Consider the following 16,809-nt stretch of genomic DNA (forward strand, 5'->3'; position numbering starts at 1 on the left):
AGGAAAGGGAAATCAGACGGGGACGGCGACAGCCTGCGCTGAGGCGCTGGAATCGTTAACAAAGGCGTTCATGAACTGGACGAAGACGTGGCTGTAGGCCCAGTCTGGGTCGCTCGTGCCCCTGTGGAGCGGCGAAACCTGCCCCTCAGGACCGGGATGGTCGCGGTCAACGCTCCAGAAGGCCAGCGCGCGTATCTTGTGTTCCACGGCCCAGTCAACGAGCTTCTGAGCGTCGCTTAGGGTGAAGACGCTGTGGTCGTCGTTTACACCAATCATCGGGGTGAGGCCAATCATTCCCCATATCTCCTCGTCGCTCTTGCTGGGATAGAGGCTCTTGAGCTGGCTGAAGAGGTGCTCGGCAACCTTTATGGCGTTGTCCGCGTTTGATGGCGTCCAGTAGTAGTCCATCGTCATGACGTTGACCCTGTCAATCTTCACCCCCTTCTGAACCATCGTCTGGATTATCGAATAGCCGTTGCCAACGAGGCCCGCTCCAGGGTCGCTTGGGAGGGTGAAGCTTATGCTGACGTTTCTCTCGCGCTGGACTATGAGCAGGGCATCGGCGAGGAGGTCGGCGTTCACGGAGGACTCTATGTCGAAGTCGAGGTAAGTGGCGTTGTATAGGTCAATAACCTGGAGGTACCAGTTCGCGAGCTGTTCGGCATTCTGGGCCTGCTGGCAGAGGTACGGTCCGACCGCACCGCCGAAGGCTATTATGACGTCACCGCCGGCTTCTCTGAGCTCCTTAACCTCGTTGAGATAGTAGTCGAGCGGCAGCTTCCCTCCCCAGCTCGGCCCGTTCTGAGCTGAGCCGTAGAGAACGAAGGCGAGGGTGAAGTAGGGCGTCCCCGTGAGGTTGTAGTACTCGACGAGGGGCCTGTGGACATCGGTGAGGGTCATGTCAATGTATGGCGCGAAGAAGTGCTCTGGAAGCCCCGACCCGGCAGGAACGTAAGCCGTGCCGTTATCGGGAACGGTCTGGTTCTCAGACGGAGTTGAGGGGCTCTCCGAGGTCGAGTTATCAGATGTAGTCTGGTTCTCGGTGTTTTCTGAGGGAACGGAGCTTCCCTCGGGCCAGACGTCCCAAACCTGACCGTTCACCTCAAGGACCATCTGCTCAACGGGCTTGCTTCCGCTGGCTATGAATCCGAAGCTGGCGGTGGGGCCCTTGTTCCAGCTTACAGGGGTGAGCACAATCCATCCATTCTCCTCGGCCTTGTTGACGCTCCAAATGCTCGTTATCCTTGAGCCGTCTTTGAGCTTTACCCTGACGACCCAATCATACTGACCGCCCAAGTCCAGGGTCACGTCGTACTCCGTGCTTCCCCAGTCGGTAACCTTGACGCTTATCGCACCGGGCTTAACGAGGTCACCGGTCTGGTCCGCGGGAGTCTCAGAGCCTCCAGAGGTGGAGTCGTCCGGGGCAGTCTGGTTTGAGGGAGTGGTTTCGGTCTGGTTCGTTGGAGTTGTGTCTTGGGGCTCTTCCTGGACGGTCTGGTTGTCCGTGGTGGTTTGGTTGGATGAAGCGCCTCCGTCAGACTGGGTCTCGTTCACCGGAACTGCTTCGGTCTGGTTGTCCTCCCTTGGAACCGGACCGAGTTCGGGCGTGAAGCTCAGCGGCGGCAGGTTGCTCTGGTCCGTGTAGAGGTTGAATATCCTGCTGAACTCGTAGTCCTCGATGTCGGGAAGGCTGGAGTGGTGGGGCGAAACGGCACCGCTTCCCGGGTGGTCTCTCGTCATTGACCACATGGAGAGCATTCCAACTCCAGTCTCATTGGCCCAGTCAAGGAGCTTCCAGGCGTCGCTCGGGTAGAAGACCTCGCTGGTGACGTCGTTGACGCCAATCATCGGCGTTATGCTAATCATCTTCCAAATCTCGGCGTCGCTCTTGTTGGGGAACAGCTCCTTGAGCTGTTTAAAGGTGTTTTGAGCGGCTTGAATGGCGTAGTCGCCCATCTTGCCGTCAGGGTTTGGAGCCGCCCAGTCGCCGTAGTCCATCGCCATTATGTCAACCCTGTCAATCCTGACGCCGTTCTGGATTGCGTTCTTCAGGAGGTCTATTCCCGGCTGGGTGAGGCCACTCGGGAGAACAGGGAGGGTAAAGCCTATGTGAACGTTCGGGTACTTCCGCTGAATTATGGCAAGAGCCTTGGCGCGCCTGTCGTTCTGGGCAGTGTCCTGCAGGTATGAGCCCTCAACGTCGAAGGTGAGCCACGTGGCATTGTAGGTCTTGATGACCTCTTCAATGGCCTGGGCGAGCTCCTCGGGAGTTGAACACTTCTCCGCGAGGTACGGTCCGTTGGCACCGCCGAAGGCTATGAGGACGTCGCCACCCATCTGACGAACCTTGTTGATTTCATCGACGTAGAAGCCGTCGCTTACCTTGTAGGCTCCAGCCCACGCCGGAGTGCAGGTGCCGTCGCTCGATGCTATGATGAACGCCAAGTTGAAGAACCTTACACCGGTCTTCTTCATCATCTCGCTTATCGAGGGCGTCGGCCAAAGGGTTATGTCAACGTAGGGCGAGAAGACCCTGTCCGGCCAGCTGACCTTCGCGGCGATTGCCACGTTGGAGTTGTCGGTTCCGCCGTTGGTGGTTTCTGAGGGCACGGAAGAAAGGGAAGAGAAGTCGGCCGGGACGGGCCCCTCTGGCCAGACGTCCCAGACGACGCCGTTGATTACGAGAACCATCGTGATGTTCTCAACGCTTCCCTGATAGGTGAATCCAAAGCTCGCAGTTGGTCCCCTGTTCCAGCTCTTGGGTGTGAACACTATCCAGGTTCCGTTCGTGCTCTTGTCCGCGCTCCAGTAGCTCGCGAGGGTTGCCCCTTCGAGTTTAACGTAGAGCTCCCAGTCGTATTGGCCGCCGAGGTTGAGAGTGATGTCGTACTCACCGCCAGTTCCCCAGTTGGTGTGCTTAACGCTGATTGTTCCCGGTTTGTAGAGGGTGACGTTCTCCGCGGGAGTGCCCGGAGTGCTTCCGGTTTCATTGCTCGGGGTCGTCCCGGTCTGGTTGTCAGGCGTGGTGTCAGTCTGGTTGTCCGGGACTCCGGTGTCGCCAGAGGTCGAGTTGTCGGGGACCGTCTGGTTGTCGGACGGAGCGGAGCCCTCGGAAGTTGAGTTATCGGGGGTGGTCTGGTTGACCGGGCTCTCATTGCCCGTGCTCGGGGTCGTCTCGTTGTAAACGGGCTCAGGAACGGTCAGGTTGGCGGGAACGCTGGAACCGATGTAGTATGTGTCGGGAATCCAGGCCGGCGGTTTTTCCTTCAGGTGCTCCAGGATTGTATCGAGGAGCGGGTGGTCGCTGGTTCCGGGCTTCCTGTCTGCGGTGATTTCCCAGACCATGACTCCGCCTATGCCGTTCTTGAGGGCGTAGTCCACCTTTATTCCGATGCTCTCGGGGTCGTCGTAGCTTATGAAGACCTTCTTGGTGGGCGAGTAGGCGTAGGGAACCATCGCAATCGGGTCCCAGTGGCGCTCGTACTCGCCGCTCGCTATCTTGTCGGCGATGTCCCAGTAGTCCATGACGCCGTAGGTCTCGGAGGCCGGACCCCACGTTCCGTCGGGGGTTCCGCTGAAGCTCTGGTAGAGGCCGTTGTTGGTGGGCGGAACGTTGGCGAAGCTCCTGCCGTAGAAGGGAAGTCCGAGGGTTATCTTGGTCTTATCCGGAACGTGGCTGATGTACCACTGTATTGACGCGTTCACGTTGAAGTTCCACTTGACGTTGGGGTCGGTGTAGGGGGCGTTCGGGTCGGCGTAGAGCGGGGCGTTGTGGCCGGTCACGTTCTCCCAGGCGCCGTGGTAGTCGTAGGTCATGACGTTTATCGAGTCGAGGTACTTGCTCGCCTCGGTCCAGTTGATGCGGGAAGCTTTGAGCGGGTCGGCCGGAACGGCGGCGGTTATGAGGTAATCTTTGTGGTCAACCTTCTCGGCCTGGTCAAAGACCTCCCTTATGGTCTTGAGCAGGAGCACGAAGTTCTTCCCGTCGTCGGGGCTTACGTAGTTGCTCTCAAGTCCCCCTCCGCCGGGGTACTCCCAGTCGATGTCAACGCCGTCCAAGTTGTACTTCCTTATTATCTCCAGCACGCTCTCGGCGAACCTCTGCCTCTTGGCCGGGTCGGCCGCAACCGGTGAGAAGTACTTGCTCAGAGTCCAGCCGCCGACAGAAACGAGAACCTTGACGGCCGGGTACTTCTCCTTGTACTTCTTAATCTCCTCCAGGTTGAGCGGGTCGGCGTAGGTGTCGTAGTAGGTAACCGTTCCGTCCTCCTTGAGGTCGAGGAAGGCGTAGTTGACGTGGGTAACCTTGTCCCAGGGAATGTCGCTCACGTAGAACTTCCTCGCGTAGCGCGCCCATGAGATGTAGTAAACAATGACGCGGTACGGCTCGTAGGGAGTTGTGACCTGAAGGATTCCAGAGGGGGTTCCCTTCGAGCCGTCGCTAAGAACCGGAACGACGGCGTAGAAGTAGGTCGTGTTGGCCTTGAGGTGGTACTGGTCGAGATACTCCGTGGCCGGTGTTGCATCGCCTATAAGCTCCCAGGCATCCCCTCCGGGCGCGCTCTGGGTCCAGTACTTGGCGCGCCAGATTTTACCGTCGTACTCGACGATGTCGCCCTGAAGGTAAGTCTTCCCGGGCTCGTACTGGGGATAACTGCTCCAGTTGACGACGACAAGCAGGTTCTCGGGGCTGATTACGTTGGTCGGGTCGGTGGAGCGGTAGATTTCGTAGGCCTTGGCGTTCTCAACCGGCGTCCAGGTCAGGTTAACCACATCCCAGGCAACGGCACTGCCGCTCAGCTGGATTTGAGACGCGGAAACAAGGCCGAAGAAAGGCACTACCGCGGGCACCACCGCGAACAGCATAACAGCCACAACGGCCATGCTCAAAAACTGTCTCCGATTCAAATGTGGTCACCTCCGCATGGGTGCTCATTATTTATCAATAACGTCCACCTTATAAATTTCCCGGTTTTTGTAATCTTGTCAAAACTTGGAAATTTTCTTAGATTTGTGGACATAACCTCAACGGGTTGAAGGCAAAATCGCTCAATGAGAAAAGTTCCCAATGACCTCATGAAGGATGAACCACAATGCTTTTAAACAACATATCATCCGATATGTCGAAATTAAACATGTCCAAAAAATGAATATCTGGAGGTCGAGGCCATGGAGAAAGGGAAACCCGAGAACACACCGGACTGGAAGGAGTACTACGAGAGGATGAAGGAAACCGCCCCGCTCGTGATACACTACCCAATCTGCGGCGGAGGGGAGGAATGCATCTTCGTGTGTCCGTTCAGCGATAAAATCTGGGAAGTCGTCCCGATGAAGGTTAGCCTCTTCGGCTTCAAGTACAAGGTAAGGCTCAGGCCATTCATGGCCAATCCGGAAAACTGCAAGAAGTGCTACATCTGCGTTCAGGCCTGCCCAACGGGAGCGCTGAGGCCCGTCGAGAAGCCCGTAAGGCATCCAGCCCTCGTTCTGCTCTACAACACCCTGAAACTGCCCTTCAAGAAGAAGTACGGCGTCAAGTTTGTGTTCCGGAAGGAGCATGCCGAGAAGTTCAAGAAGAACAACTGAAAGCTTTTAAACCAACATGTCGAACGATATATCGGTGAATTATATGGAGCGGCCGAACTTCAGGGGTCAGCTCAAGCTCCTAATCCTTAAGATGCTCGACGAGAAGCCGATGCACGGCTACGGGATAATGGCCGAACTGGAGAGCCGATACGGCGTCCCCCACCCCAGTCCAGGAACCGTTTATCCAATTCTCGCATCGCTTAAGAGGGCCGGGCTCATCGAGACTGTCGGCTCGGGTAAGAGGGAGAAGAAGCTCTACCGAACCACTGAAAGGGGAAGGGAATACCTGCGGGAGCACGAGGAGGAGCTCAGAAGCGTTCTTGAGCTAACCGAGAGGTTCATCGAGTTCAGGAAAATAGGCGGGGTCGAGCTTGCCCGCGCCCTAAAAGACGTCTTCAACTCGATTAACGAACTGAGCGAGGAGCAGAAGAAGACCCTTGCCGAGGAGTTCATGGACTTCACCAAGAGGGTCAGGCTGATTCTCCTCGGGGAAACAAAAGGTCAGGAAAAGAGCTCGTAGCTTATCCTGAAGGCCTCAAGAACGGGAAGCTTTTCCCCTGCGAAGAAGCTGAGCATGGCCCCTCCGCCGGTTGAGACGTGGCTTATGCCCTTTATGTTGTACCTGTAGATGCTCGCGATGGAGTGACCACCGCCGACGACGCTGAAAGCTGGACTCTTGGCTATCGCCCTGAAGACGCCAACGGTTCCAATCGCGAACTCCTCTCTTTCGAAAACGCCCATCGGGCCATTGGCAACTATGATTTTTGCCTTCAGAAGAATCTCACGGTATTTCTCCACCGTCCGGGAGCCTATGTCAAGGATTGGGTAGCGGTCGAAGAGCCACTTCTCGTCGCTCAGCAGGTCAACCTCAACGCGCTCTCCGTCGCGGTCAACGGCGAAGTCAACCGGGGTTCTCACGTAGGGGTAGAACTCGTCGAGTATTCTCTCGGCCCAGTCAACAAGCTCGAGGAGGCCCTTCTTTTCCATGAACTCAAGGTTGGCATCGCCGAGGTTGAAGCCCTTCGCGAGGGTGAAGACGTGGCCGACTAGACCGCCGGTGAGTATTAAGTCGGCCTTACCCTTTCTCAGGACGTTTTCCGCCACCCTGAGCGAGTCGTCAACCTTCGCACCGCCGAGCACGTAAACCCTCGGCCTCTCGTCGCTCTCGTAGGCCTTGCTGAGGGCGTCTATCTCCTTTTCCATCAGGTGACCCATCACCATCGGCTTCAGCCGGGCGAAGCCAACTAAGGATGGCTGACTCCTGTGTGCCGCGGCGAAGGCGTCGTTGACGACGTAGTCTATGAGCGGGGCGAGCTTTCTCACGAAGAAGGTTTTCTCACACTCCTCAAGGGGCCTGTAGAAGACCTCCTCTGCCGAGAAGCGGAGGTTTTCAAGCATGAGAACTTCTCCGGGTTTCATGGCCCTTATTCTATCCCTCGCGAGCCTTCCAAAGATGTCCTCGACGTACTCAACTTCCCGCCCGAGAAGCTCGCCGAGGATTTCCGCGTGTTGCTCGGTCGTTATGTAGTCGCCCTTGTAGGGCCTGCTCTGGTGGGTTCCGATTACGACCTTTGCTCCGTCCTCGACGAGGTGTTTCACCGTTGGCAGAACCGCCCTGAAGCGCGCGTCACTTGTAATCCGTCCGTTTTCAACTGGAGAGTTCAAATCCACCCTCAGAAACACCGTTTTGCCGTGAAAGTTGAAGTCGGTGAGCCTGAACATTGCATCACCGGGAAAATGTTAAATATGGCCATTAATAAAGCTTATTTGGACACTCCCAGTGAATAACGGAGCTCAAGTAAGTTCTTAAGGGGAACGTATTATTCCTTTCGGAAGGTGAACGGCATGACCTGGACGGCCCAACTGGTGAGAAAGCTCCCCCGCGAGACGCTCATCGACTACATCATCGAGGTTCTCGGAAGAATGGGGTTTAAGAACTACGAGCGCGTCAGCGACCGGGGAAAGTGGGGCATAGACATAGTTGCAATCAGGGATGACCCGATAGCTGGAATGGAGAAGCTCATCATAAAGGTTCACACGGAGTCCCTTGCATCCGCCAAGGACATTAACGTCTTCGGCGACCTCCTTGACAAGTACAAGGCCGACAGAGGGATTCTCGTTGCCCCAATAGGCTTCACAAAGGACGCGAGGAGCACAGTCGCCAAGGAGTACCGCGGAAGAATAGTGATGTGGGACGCCGACAAACTGGCACAGACTTTCTCCAACTACGGCATAGAGGCACCGAAGATTGAAGAGGAGAAGGACGAGGAAGAGGAAAAGAGCCCGCTCGAAGAGTTCGAGCTTGACGCACCGCTCCTCTACGAGTTCTCTCCTGAGGAGATAACAAGGCTCATAGCAAAGAAGGCGAGCACCGAGTACCCCGTCAAGCCCGCCGAGCTGAGGATAAAATCAATGAAGGTCGTTCTCACGAGCGCTTACATACTCTCCTGGAGCGTTGACGAGAAAAACGAACGCGATAAAGCCGTCGTGTTCTCGAAGGAGAACGTGGTTCCGAAGGCCCTCTCAAGCGAACTCGCCACCCCGGTTAAGAAGGCCCTCCTCAACGACAGCTCCACGATAAAGGCCACCGAGAGGGAAATAATAAACCAGATAAGCCCCAGCGAGTCCGTGATAATCCTCAAGGAGAGACTCGCGAAGGAGCTCGGCGTTACAGAGGGACAGGTCAGGATACAGGACCGAAAGAAGGTGTACATCCCGGAGAGCGTTGAAGTCGAGCTCCAGGTCGGGGAGAACGAGGGGAAGGCGAGGGTCAACCCCGTCACCGGTGAAGTGGAGTTCGAGATGAAGCCCCTGCCGGAGGAGTTCTTTGAGGAGAAGGTAAGAGAAATAGTGGAAAATCGCATTGGCGAGAGTCCTGAAACGATGGAGCTCACTAGGGAGGGCTGGAAGGTAAAGGTAACCGGAAAAACAAAGCGCTTTACCTTCGAGTTCAAGTTCAACGCCTACACCGGAAAAATATTGATAGCAGAGACTGTTTTAACAGACGAAGCGCTGAAAGAACTTCTCACAAGGACGTATCCTGAGGGCGAAATCCTGAGCCTTGAGAAGGGCAAGAAGGTGGCCGTCGCCGACGTCAAGCTCAGGGACGGGATAGCGGTCGTTGAGGTCAACCTCGAGAACGGAAGCCTGAAGGAAGTCAGAAAGCTCCCCTCACCTGAGGAGGCCCTCGACAACGCAAGGAGGGTCATCGAGGAGAACTTCCCGCTGAGAAACCTTGAGATGAAGGGAAGCAGGGTCATAGAGCACAAGTTCCTTGAACTCGAACTTGAGGGCGAAGGTGGAAAGGCCCTCGTAAAGGTTGACGGCGCGACGAGGGACGTTCTTGACTACATCGTCGAGATAACCCCCGAGAAGGCGAAGGAGCTCGTTAAGGAAAGGTACCCGGACTTCAAGGTAAGGGACGTTGAGGAGAAGGAGGCTTCCTACCTCGTCACCGCAGAGAACGAAAGACACGCGATAAAGGTTAAGGTCAGCAAGGACGGCAAGCTGATAGAGGAAACCGACCGCGTTCTGCTCGAAGACGTTGCAAGGGAGATAGCGGTTGAGCGGATAAAGGGAATCGACGAGACGGCGGAGCTCAAGTCGCTAAAGCTTGAAAACGACTGGGTCGCGGAGTTCCAGGGCGGAACGAAGGTCGGAAAGCTAATCCTCGACAGGAAGACCGGCGAGGTCAAGGAGGAAGACGTCCGCTTCACGGAGGTTGCCCTTGAGAACAGCTTCCACGAGCACATACGGAAGATTTACGGCGAAACCGAGCTGAGAACCGAGAGGCTGACCCACTACAAGGAGCAGAATTACATCCACATAAAGGTCGCCGGAAAGGACCACCTCTACTACGCGAGGATTGACACGAGAACGGGGAAGATAATAAGCGAAGACAGGGCCCCAGCGAAGGGCCTGACGGCGAAGCTCAAACAGCTCCAGCTGGAGAGCAAGTACAAGTAACTAAGCCATCAGCATGTTCTCTATCATCTTTATTGCTTCCACTATCTTCTTCTCTGGCTTGTCCTCGTTGCGCGGTATCTCGAGGTTTATGACGAGCCTCTCCTCCTTGCCGTCGTCGAAGTCGTAAATCTCAAGCTCTTCAACCTCAACGTCCTCGAAGATGCTCTCAAGCTCTGGACTGAGTATTTTGCCCTCGTTGCCGTAGACTTCCACGCGAACAACGTCGTCGGTGGTTGAAGCCACCACGACAATCTCGTAGGGGCCGACCTTCTTGACGAAGCGGAGGACGCTTCCGTAGCCCTCGACTGCCTCTTTGAAGCCGAGCTGGAGCATCGTCGAGCGTATCGCCTCGGTCTTGCTCCTAATCCTGTTGAGTATCCTCTCGCGGAGCTTGTAGCTCTCCTCAAGGGCCTTCTTTATGCCCTCTCCCGCTTTTTCAACGGGCCCCTCCCATATGCCGATAACCTTTATACCGGATGAGGTCGGCTTGAGCTCAATCTTGAGGGAATCAACGTCAAAGTCTCTCAAATCATCAATCTTAAGCTCGCCGAGGGTGAGTATGTCGAACTCAATCCTCACGACGTTTCCGAAGGCCTTGCCTTTGAACTTCACCCCCATCACCAAGGGACGCTCAAAGCTACGGTTTAAAAACCCTTCCATGCCGGTCGGGTGAAAGCTATCTCTTCCGAAGGTTTTTCGAGAAAAAGCGGGAAAACGGCGGGGTTTGGAAAGGTCATCTCAGGCCAGATTTCCAAAAAACAAGGGCCAACACAGACAGAAGCAGAACGGCTCCGGGACCGCAGATTTCCCGGTTTTCTCCCCCCGCCGTGGACGTTTCCGAAAGGGCTGAGGGAGTGCAGTTAAGGCCGGGGCCAACCTTCGGCGGAACCGGAAGGAGCGTGCCGTTGACGGAACGGAACAGGGGGTAGAACTTTCCGTTCACCGTTACGGCAAAGGGAACGTGGGGAAGGACCTTTGAAATTTTCCCGTTCAGGATTATGACCGTGTGGTTGTCCGAAAAACCCAGGAATCCCGCTGGATAGCTCACCGTGAGGTTCCCCACCTTCACGGAAGTCCACTCAATGGGAACTTTCGGCACTTCAACGGGACTCACGTTGGAGTCGTTGAGACAGACGGGATTAAAGGTCGCGTTCTCAACGCTACCGTTCCAGAGGTGGAGCTTAAACCTCCAGAGGCCGTCTTCAAACTTCACCACCGGCTCTTCTGGATAGGCGCCGAGGAAGTACGGCCCGCTGGAGGAGACGTAGAAGAGATAGCTGGAAACCATGTCGGGAACGAGGGTGCAGTTGAGCGGATTTCCCGGACACATTCCCGGACTGAGAACCTCGTAATCGACCACGAGGATAACGCCTTCTCCTCCCCTGTAAACGTCCTCCACCCGAATCGCTGTGATGGGGAACCTAACGCTGGCGCTTCTGCAGACCGTCACGTTGACTGTTTTAACATCACTCGGGAACCAGAAGCCCTGAACGAGCATTTCGGGGTTTCTCGTGGTGTTCAGATAGAGGAGCGTTATCCTCCTCGTTGTACCGTCCCGTTTGAGGGTGAAGTAAGCCGGGAATGTGCTGGAGTTTGGAACCGTAATCGGCACAGAAAACCCTTTGCTCGCGTTTTCACTCAGGGCAATCCAGAGGTCGCTCACGTTCGCGTAACCCCACTCGCCGGGGCCGATGGACTGAAGTTCAATCCGCCAGCCGTCTATCGAATCGCTGACGTTTCCCCTCGGGAGCCCAAACCACTCCACGTCGGCGGGTTTGATGCAGAAGTCCTGGAAGTCGAGGCGATAAATCCTATCAACCAGCGTCAAGCAGGCCGGTGGATAGTACTCGGTCCAGACGTACCAGCTCCCGTTGAAGAAAGTAACCCCCCTGTAGGATACCCTCCACGTTGGAAGGCCCAGGGCGGGCGTGAAGTTGAGGAGGTAGAGCTGAGAACCGTTGAAGTAGAGCAGGTAATCGTGGTCGGAGTAGACCTCGGGCCAGCAATCGACCATGCCGCAGGTGATTCCCCACTGGAGGACGTCCAGATGGATTAGGGCGTCGGTTCCGTTCGAGAGAACTGAGTACTTCACCTCGTAGACGGGGCCGGGTGACCTAACTTGATACGCCGAGACGGGAACCGCGAGCAACAGGAGCGCGATGAGTGGAATCGCCTTCCGCATTCTCCCATCGTATTGGAAGGATAGATTAACACAGAGTGGCCCAGAGGAGTGGTAATCAACCATCGAGTTGCAGTTAGTGGCAGGACTTAAAAACGTTGCTGGGGGATAAGCGCGTTTAACACTAATGGTTGGAACATTGTATAGGCGGTTCAGCGCAGAATAGAAAGAGACCAAAAGGAAAGGAAATCAGAATATCAACGGCGCCCGGTACTCGCCCCAGACCTCGCGAAGGACGTCGGTGACCTCGCCGAGGGTCGCGAGGTGCCTGTGGGCCTCGATGATGTAGGGCATGAGGTTCTCGTCGTCGGTTTCGGCCGCGTTCCTGAGCTTGTCGAGAGCTTCTTCAACCTTCTTGCTGTCCCTCTCGGAGCGGAGCTTCTTTAGGCGCTCAATCTGCTTCTCGCGGATGCTCGGGTCAACCTTGAGTATCTCGACCTCGAGGGGTTCATCCGTCTGGAACTTGTTGACGCCGACGATTATCCTCTTCCCTTCTTCGATTTCCTTCTGGTACTTGTAGGCGGCATCGGCAATCTCCTTCTGGATGTAACCGCGCTCTATGGCCCTCATCATTCCGCCCATCTTCTGAATCTTCTCGATGTACTTCAGGGCCTCCTCGTAGATGTGGTCGGTGAGCCACTCGATGTAGTAGGCACCTCCGAGCGGGTCAACGGTGTCAACGACACCGCTCTCGTAGGCGATAATCTGCTGGGTCCTTAGGGCAATCCTTACGCTCTTCTCGGTCGGGAGCGAGAGGGCCTCGTCGTAGGAGTTGGTGTGCAAGCTCTGGGTTCCGCCGAGAACCGCCGCGAGGGCCTGAATGGCAACGCGAATGATGTTGTTCTCAGGCTGTTGAGCCGTAAGGGTTGAACCTGCGGTCTGGGTGTGGAAGCGGAGCATCATGGAGCGCGGGTTCTTGGCGTTGAACCACTCCTTCATGATGTATGCCCAGAGCCTCCTCGCGGCCCTGAACTTGGCAATCTCCTCGAGGAAGTTGTTGTGAGCGTTGAAGAAGAAGCTCAGCCTTCCGGCGAACTTGTCAACGTCCATACCGCGCTCGATGACGGCCTTGACGTACTCTATACCGTCGGCCAGGGTGAAGGCAACCTCCTGGACCGCGTTGGCTCCGGCCTCTCTTATGTGGTAACCACTTATGCTTATCGAGTTCCACTTCGGTATGTTCTCGGCGCAGTACATTATGATGTCCGTTGTAAGGCGCATGCTCGGCTGGGGCGGGAAGATGTAGGTTCCCCTCGCTATGTACTCCTTCAGGATGTCGTTCTGAACCGTTCCGCGGAGCTTCTCCTGGGGAACGCCCTGCTCTTCGGCAACCAGAATGTACATTGCGAGTAAATTAGCGGCGGTCGAGTTAATCGTCATGCTCGTTGAGACCTTGTCGAGCGGAATGCCGTCGAAGAGAATCCTCATGTCCCAGAGCGAATCAATGGCAACGCCGACCTTTCCGACCTCTCCCTCGGCCATGGGGTGGTCGGAATCGTAGCCGAGCTGAGTCGGCAGGTCAAAGGCGACGCTCAAACCGGTCTGCCCCTGTTCGAGGAGGTACTTATAGCGCTTGTTGCTCTCCTCTGCAGTGGCGTAGCCCGCGTACTGCCTCATCGTCCAGAATCTGCCGCGGTACATCGTTGCGTAGACACCGCGCGTGAAGGGATACTCGCCGGGGAATCCAAGCTTCTCAAGGTAGTCCCAGTCCTCGCCGAGGTCAGCGGGAGTGTAGAGCCTCTTAATCTCGAAACCGTCATCGGTCATGAACTTCTCCTTTCTCTCCGGCGCCTTCTGGAGGAACTTTTCAACAGTGGTCTCCTCCCAGCGCTTCTCCTCCTCGCGAATCTTGGCGAGCTTCTCCTTATCGAAGGTCATATCAACCACCGCTTAGGGTAGGGCGGGGAACTATAAAAACCTTTTACATAGCGAAAGGAAGCATTTGGCATTGGATAAAAAGTCCATCAATCCGGAAACTCCCCTTTGACGAGGAGGAGCCACGTGACTAATAGCAGGCTGGCGGAGGCAACTGCAAAGGCCACCGCAGTCTTCCAGGGCGTTCCGGTCACGCTCAGGCTTTCAAAGCCTGCCTTCAACATCACGAGGGCCTGGTAGCCGAGGGTCAGCCTCTCGGGGTGCTCGAAGTAGGGAACCTGCGGAAGGAGGAACTGGCCGAGGAAGAGTATCCCGAACGTGGCGAGGGTTGCGTAGAGGGGCCTCCTGACGAGGACCGCCAAAAACATCGAGAGCGCCCCGAGAAAGGCCAAAATTACGGCGGTCGAAGCGAGAACCGCCCCAAAGTCAACGGCGAGGGCCTTAACCCCGGCCAAACCCGCGCGGTAGGGAAGGGGAGCGTAGAGCCAGACCACCGCGTAGGGGATTCCGAAGAGCACGAGGAGTGCAGATAAACCCGCGAGGAACTTCCCGGCAAGGAACTCGCCGATTCCGATGGGCCTCGCGAGGATTAGCCTTATCGTGCCCCTGTCAATCTCTCCGGCGATGAGGTCGCTCATTATTATGACCGCTATGAGCTGGCCGATTATCCCGAGCCAGTAGTTTGGAAGCAGGTCGGCGAAGAGGTCCTCAAAGCCCTTCTTAAGAGGTTCAACCCCCGTCCCGCTCGCGTTGGGGCTGAGCAGGTAGATTACCGCCGGGAAAATCGTAACGAGGAAGAGCAGCTTGAACTTCCGCGAGCGGATTAGCCTTAGAAACTCGGTCTCGAAAACCGGCGTCATTCCTCCCACCCCGCGTTGAAGCGCTTCATGAGGATTCTCTCCAGCGGACTCGTGTGGGGCTTGAAGAGCTTCAGCGCGAGGCCGTTCTCGCCTATAAACCGAGGAACCTCCGTGAAGAACCTCTCCGCGAAGCGCTCGTCGAGGCGAACCCGCAGGATTCCCTCTTCCTCCCAGACCTCGCGCACGTAAACCTTGTCGCGCAGGAACTCCATCAGCCGGGCGTTGTCCGAGACGACCACGTCGTAGTCGTTGCTCTCGAACCTCGTCAGGTCTTTGACGCGCCCCTGCTCTATCATCTGGCCGTCCTTGATTATGCCCACGTAGTTGCACGTCCTCTCGATTTCGCTGACTATGTGGCTCGACAGGAAGACCGTCTTCCCGGCCTTCGCCAGCTCGAGAACCTTTCCTATGAACTCTATCCTGCCGATGGGGTCGAGGTTGCTGGTCGGCTCGTCGAGGATGAGCAGTTCGGGGTCGCCGATTAGGGCGGACGCGAAGGAAACCCTCTGCCTCTGCCCGCTCGAGAGCTCCCTCACCCTGTTGAAGGCGAGCCTTCCGACGCCGGTGTAGGCCATCAGCTCCCTCGCCCGCGCCCTCGCTTCCTCCCGCCCAAGGCCGGAGAGCCTGCCCATATAAACCAGAAACTCGAAAACAGTCATGTCCTCGTATGCCAAGGGCTTCTCGGGCATGTAGCCGACCTTCCTCATGATTTCAACCCTCTCGCGGGGCATCTCAAGGTCTAAAATCCTAATCTCGCCGTAGGTCGGCTTCAGCGCGCCGGTGAGCATCTTGATTGTCGTCGTCTTTCCTGCCCCGTTCGGCCCGAGAAAGCCGTAAACGACCCCCTTCGGAACCCTGAGGTCGAGGTTATAAACGATGTTGCGCTTTCCGAAGAACTTGGTGAGCCCGAGGGTCTCAATGGCGTAGTCGGCCATCTTAACACCTAAATTGAAATCGAAGCGATGCTAATAAGCTTTGTGCCGGCACATGTACAAAAACGGAGAGAATGGTTGGCGCTCTGACGGAAACTTTCCCAACGCCCCACAGTCGTTTGAACATTTTACAAAGATTGCGCCAAAAGACTAATATTTTTCGAACTTTATTCGAATTCTCGAAAACTTTGCGGAGGTGGTGGCGTGCAGACCGTGGCAAGGAGGGCCAGCTCCAAGTGGGTCACGGGGCTGAGGCCCCGGCTGGAGGAGGCCTTTTCGCGCGGGGCCTTCGAGGGGACCCTCTTTGGCAGGGCCGAGCTCAAGGGGCTCGACATGCTGGAGGTCGTTGAGGTAAAGCTCGTCCCAGGAAAGCCCGAGGGGCCGTCCTTCGAGGTCTCGGGTAGAATCGTGACGTTCAAGTTCCCCGTGGAGAAGGGGGAGAGCCTTGACGACATCTACTACCCCCTGATGGGCATGCTCAACAGGGTTTAAAGCTTTAAGCTCCCTCCCCAAGTTTTTCTGATGCTCGTCAAAGGTATAGGCCTCGACAGCTCGGCTCGCTTCACTTTCCAGAGCCACGCCCACAGCGACCACTTCGTCAGCGGGGAGGTTATCTTCGCGACCAGGGCGACCAAGTTCCTCAGCCACCTGCGCAAGGGCGGTTTCTACCGCGAGGTCAGCTTCGGGAAGAGGTTCTACATCGGCGACGTTAAGGCGAAGCTCTATCCAGCCGGCCACATGCTTGGTTCGGCCGGAATAAAGCTCTGGCTCGAGGCCGGAACGCTCTTCTACACCGGCGACACCAAGTGGTTCAAGCTGAGAACCGCTGAAAAGAGTCGCTTCCCGAGGGCGGACTTCCTGATAATCGAGGCCACCTTTGGCGTTCCAGCCTTCACGTTCCCCTCGCCGATGGAAGCTGAAAAGAAGCTAATCGCCTTCGTCGAGGAAGCCATTGACAGGGGGAAGAGGCCGGTTCTCTACGTGAACCAGACCGGGAAAGCGCAGGAGGTCATGAAGATACTCGACGTCCACGGAATAACCGTAAGGCCCTCGCGCGAGATGCTGAAAGTGGCGAGGGTTTACTCCAAGTTCGGGGTTCGCTTTGGCAACATCGAGAGGAATGGAGAGGTAATCCTCCGCTCCTACCGCTCGCCGAGGGTCGAGAACTCTTTGAGTCCCTGGGAGCTTACCGTTTCCGGCTTCGGGAGGCTGAGGCTCAGCAACCACGCCGACTTCTGGGAGCTGGTGAGGATAGTGGAAAGGGTGAAGCCTGAGAGAATCTTCACCGTCTACGGCTTTGCCAGGGAGTTCGCGGGAATCCTCCGGGGGCTCGGCTACGATGCCGAACCCGTGGAAAGAACATCAGAGCTCACAGTTTAACTAACCTCATGGAACTAAAATCGAAAAGTTTATA

12 protein-coding genes are annotated in these 16,809 nt (G+C 56.4%); 5 read left to right on the forward strand and 7 right to left on the reverse strand.

Annotation, left to right across the window (positions count from 1 at the left end; all coding sequences use genetic code 11):
* Positions 1-12: 12 nt before the first annotated feature.
* Entirely contained in the window at positions 13-4,908 is a 4,896-nt protein-coding gene (locus BD01_RS11400; RefSeq protein WP_245599275.1) for a glycosyl hydrolase family 18 protein, read from the reverse strand.
* A 261-nt stretch (positions 4,909-5,169) separates the two neighbouring features.
* On the opposite strand from BD01_RS11400, the gene BD01_RS05110 reads away from it, so the two are divergent.
* Both BD01_RS05110 and BD01_RS05115 read left to right on the forward strand, forming a co-directional pair.
* A complete protein-coding gene (locus tag BD01_RS05110; protein ID WP_042690735.1) occupies positions 5,170-5,583 on the forward strand; it encodes a 4Fe-4S dicluster domain-containing protein in 414 nt (137 codons plus the stop codon).
* A gap of 43 nt (positions 5,584-5,626) precedes the next feature.
* Positions 5,627-6,103 (forward strand): PadR family transcriptional regulator, encoded by a 477-nt coding sequence (locus BD01_RS05115; protein ID WP_042690736.1) that lies wholly within the window; start codon positions 5,627-5,629, stop codon positions 6,101-6,103.
* Here the strand turns inward: BD01_RS05115 and BD01_RS05120 are convergent.
* Positions 6,085-7,305, reverse strand: coding sequence for a phosphoglycerate kinase (locus BD01_RS05120; protein ID WP_042690737.1), 1,221 nt, complete (start codon positions 7,303-7,305; stop codon positions 6,085-6,087). The genes BD01_RS05115 and BD01_RS05120 overlap by 19 nt on opposite strands.
* A 123-nt stretch (positions 7,306-7,428) precedes the next feature.
* On the opposite strand from BD01_RS05120, the gene BD01_RS05125 reads away from it, so the two are divergent.
* Positions 7,429-9,549: a restriction endonuclease gene (locus BD01_RS05125; protein WP_042690739.1), complete on the forward strand. Its 2,121-nt coding sequence runs from the start codon at positions 7,429-7,431 to the stop codon at positions 9,547-9,549.
* On the opposite strand, the gene BD01_RS05130 is transcribed toward BD01_RS05125, so the two are convergent.
* From BD01_RS05130 to BD01_RS05150, 5 genes are all read right to left on the reverse strand, one after another.
* Positions 9,550-10,161, reverse strand: a complete 612-nt coding sequence (locus BD01_RS05130) for a hypothetical protein (RefSeq protein WP_042690741.1) — start codon at positions 10,159-10,161, stop codon at positions 9,550-9,552.
* Between the two features lie 121 nt (positions 10,162-10,282).
* Complete coding sequence (locus BD01_RS11050; RefSeq protein ID WP_051482163.1) at positions 10,283-11,731, reverse strand: CGP-CTERM sorting domain-containing protein; 1,449 nt, start codon at positions 11,729-11,731, stop codon at positions 10,283-10,285.
* Between the two features lie 186 nt (positions 11,732-11,917).
* Positions 11,918-13,606 carry an acyl-CoA mutase large subunit family protein gene (locus BD01_RS05140; protein WP_042690743.1) on the reverse strand — a complete coding sequence of 563 codons (1,689 nt, stop codon included), beginning with the start codon at positions 13,604-13,606 and terminating at the stop codon, positions 11,918-11,920.
* Positions 13,607-13,692: 86 nt separating this feature from the next.
* The gene (locus BD01_RS05145) at positions 13,693-14,463 is read right to left on the reverse strand and encodes an ABC transporter permease (RefSeq protein WP_042690744.1); all 771 of its coding nucleotides are present in this window, start codon (positions 14,461-14,463) and stop codon (positions 13,693-13,695) included.
* Positions 14,460-15,398, reverse strand: coding sequence for an ABC transporter ATP-binding protein (locus tag BD01_RS05150; RefSeq protein ID WP_042690746.1), 939 nt, complete (start codon positions 15,396-15,398; stop codon positions 14,460-14,462). The genes BD01_RS05145 and BD01_RS05150 overlap by 4 nt, the downstream gene beginning before the upstream one ends.
* Before the next feature lie 201 nt (positions 15,399-15,599).
* Here BD01_RS05150 and BD01_RS05155 point away from each other — a divergent pair, with 201 nt between their 5' ends.
* On the forward strand, positions 15,600-15,887 hold the full coding sequence (locus tag BD01_RS05155; RefSeq protein ID WP_042690747.1) for a hypothetical protein: 288 nt from the start codon (positions 15,600-15,602) through the stop codon (positions 15,885-15,887).
* 30 nt (positions 15,888-15,917) lie between these two features.
* On the forward strand, positions 15,918-16,775 hold the full coding sequence (locus BD01_RS05160; RefSeq protein ID WP_042690749.1) for an MBL fold metallo-hydrolase: 858 nt from the start codon (positions 15,918-15,920) through the stop codon (positions 16,773-16,775).
* The last annotated feature ends 34 nt before the right edge of the window (positions 16,776-16,809 follow it).

This window comes from Thermococcus nautili (genome assembly GCF_000585495.1).
Lineage (GTDB): Archaea > Methanobacteriota_B > Thermococci > Thermococcales > Thermococcaceae > Thermococcus > Thermococcus nautili.

Excerpts from the sequence above, each read along its gene's own strand:
- BD01_RS05110 (WP_042690735.1), top strand. The coding sequence starts at position 5,170 with ATGGAGAAAGGGAAACCCGAGAACACACCGGACTGGAAGGAGTACTAC.
- BD01_RS05115 (WP_042690736.1), top strand. The coding sequence starts at position 5,627 with ATGGAGCGGCCGAACTTCAGGGGTCAGCTCAAGCTCCTAATCCTTAAG.
- BD01_RS05120 (WP_042690737.1), bottom strand. The coding sequence starts at position 7,305 with ATGTTCAGGCTCACCGACTTCAACTTTCACGGCAAAACGGTGTTTCTG.
- BD01_RS05125 (WP_042690739.1), top strand. The coding sequence starts at position 7,429 with ATGACCTGGACGGCCCAACTGGTGAGAAAGCTCCCCCGCGAGACGCTC.
- BD01_RS11050 (WP_051482163.1), bottom strand. The coding sequence starts at position 11,731 with ATGCGGAAGGCGATTCCACTCATCGCGCTCCTGTTGCTCGCGGTTCCC.
- BD01_RS05140 (WP_042690743.1), bottom strand. The coding sequence starts at position 13,606 with ATGACCTTCGATAAGGAGAAGCTCGCCAAGATTCGCGAGGAGGAGAAG.
- BD01_RS05145 (WP_042690744.1), bottom strand. The coding sequence starts at position 14,463 with ATGACGCCGGTTTTCGAGACCGAGTTTCTAAGGCTAATCCGCTCGCGG.
- BD01_RS05150 (WP_042690746.1), bottom strand. The coding sequence starts at position 15,398 with ATGGCCGACTACGCCATTGAGACCCTCGGGCTCACCAAGTTCTTCGGA.
- BD01_RS05160 (WP_042690749.1), top strand. The coding sequence starts at position 15,918 with ATGCTCGTCAAAGGTATAGGCCTCGACAGCTCGGCTCGCTTCACTTTC.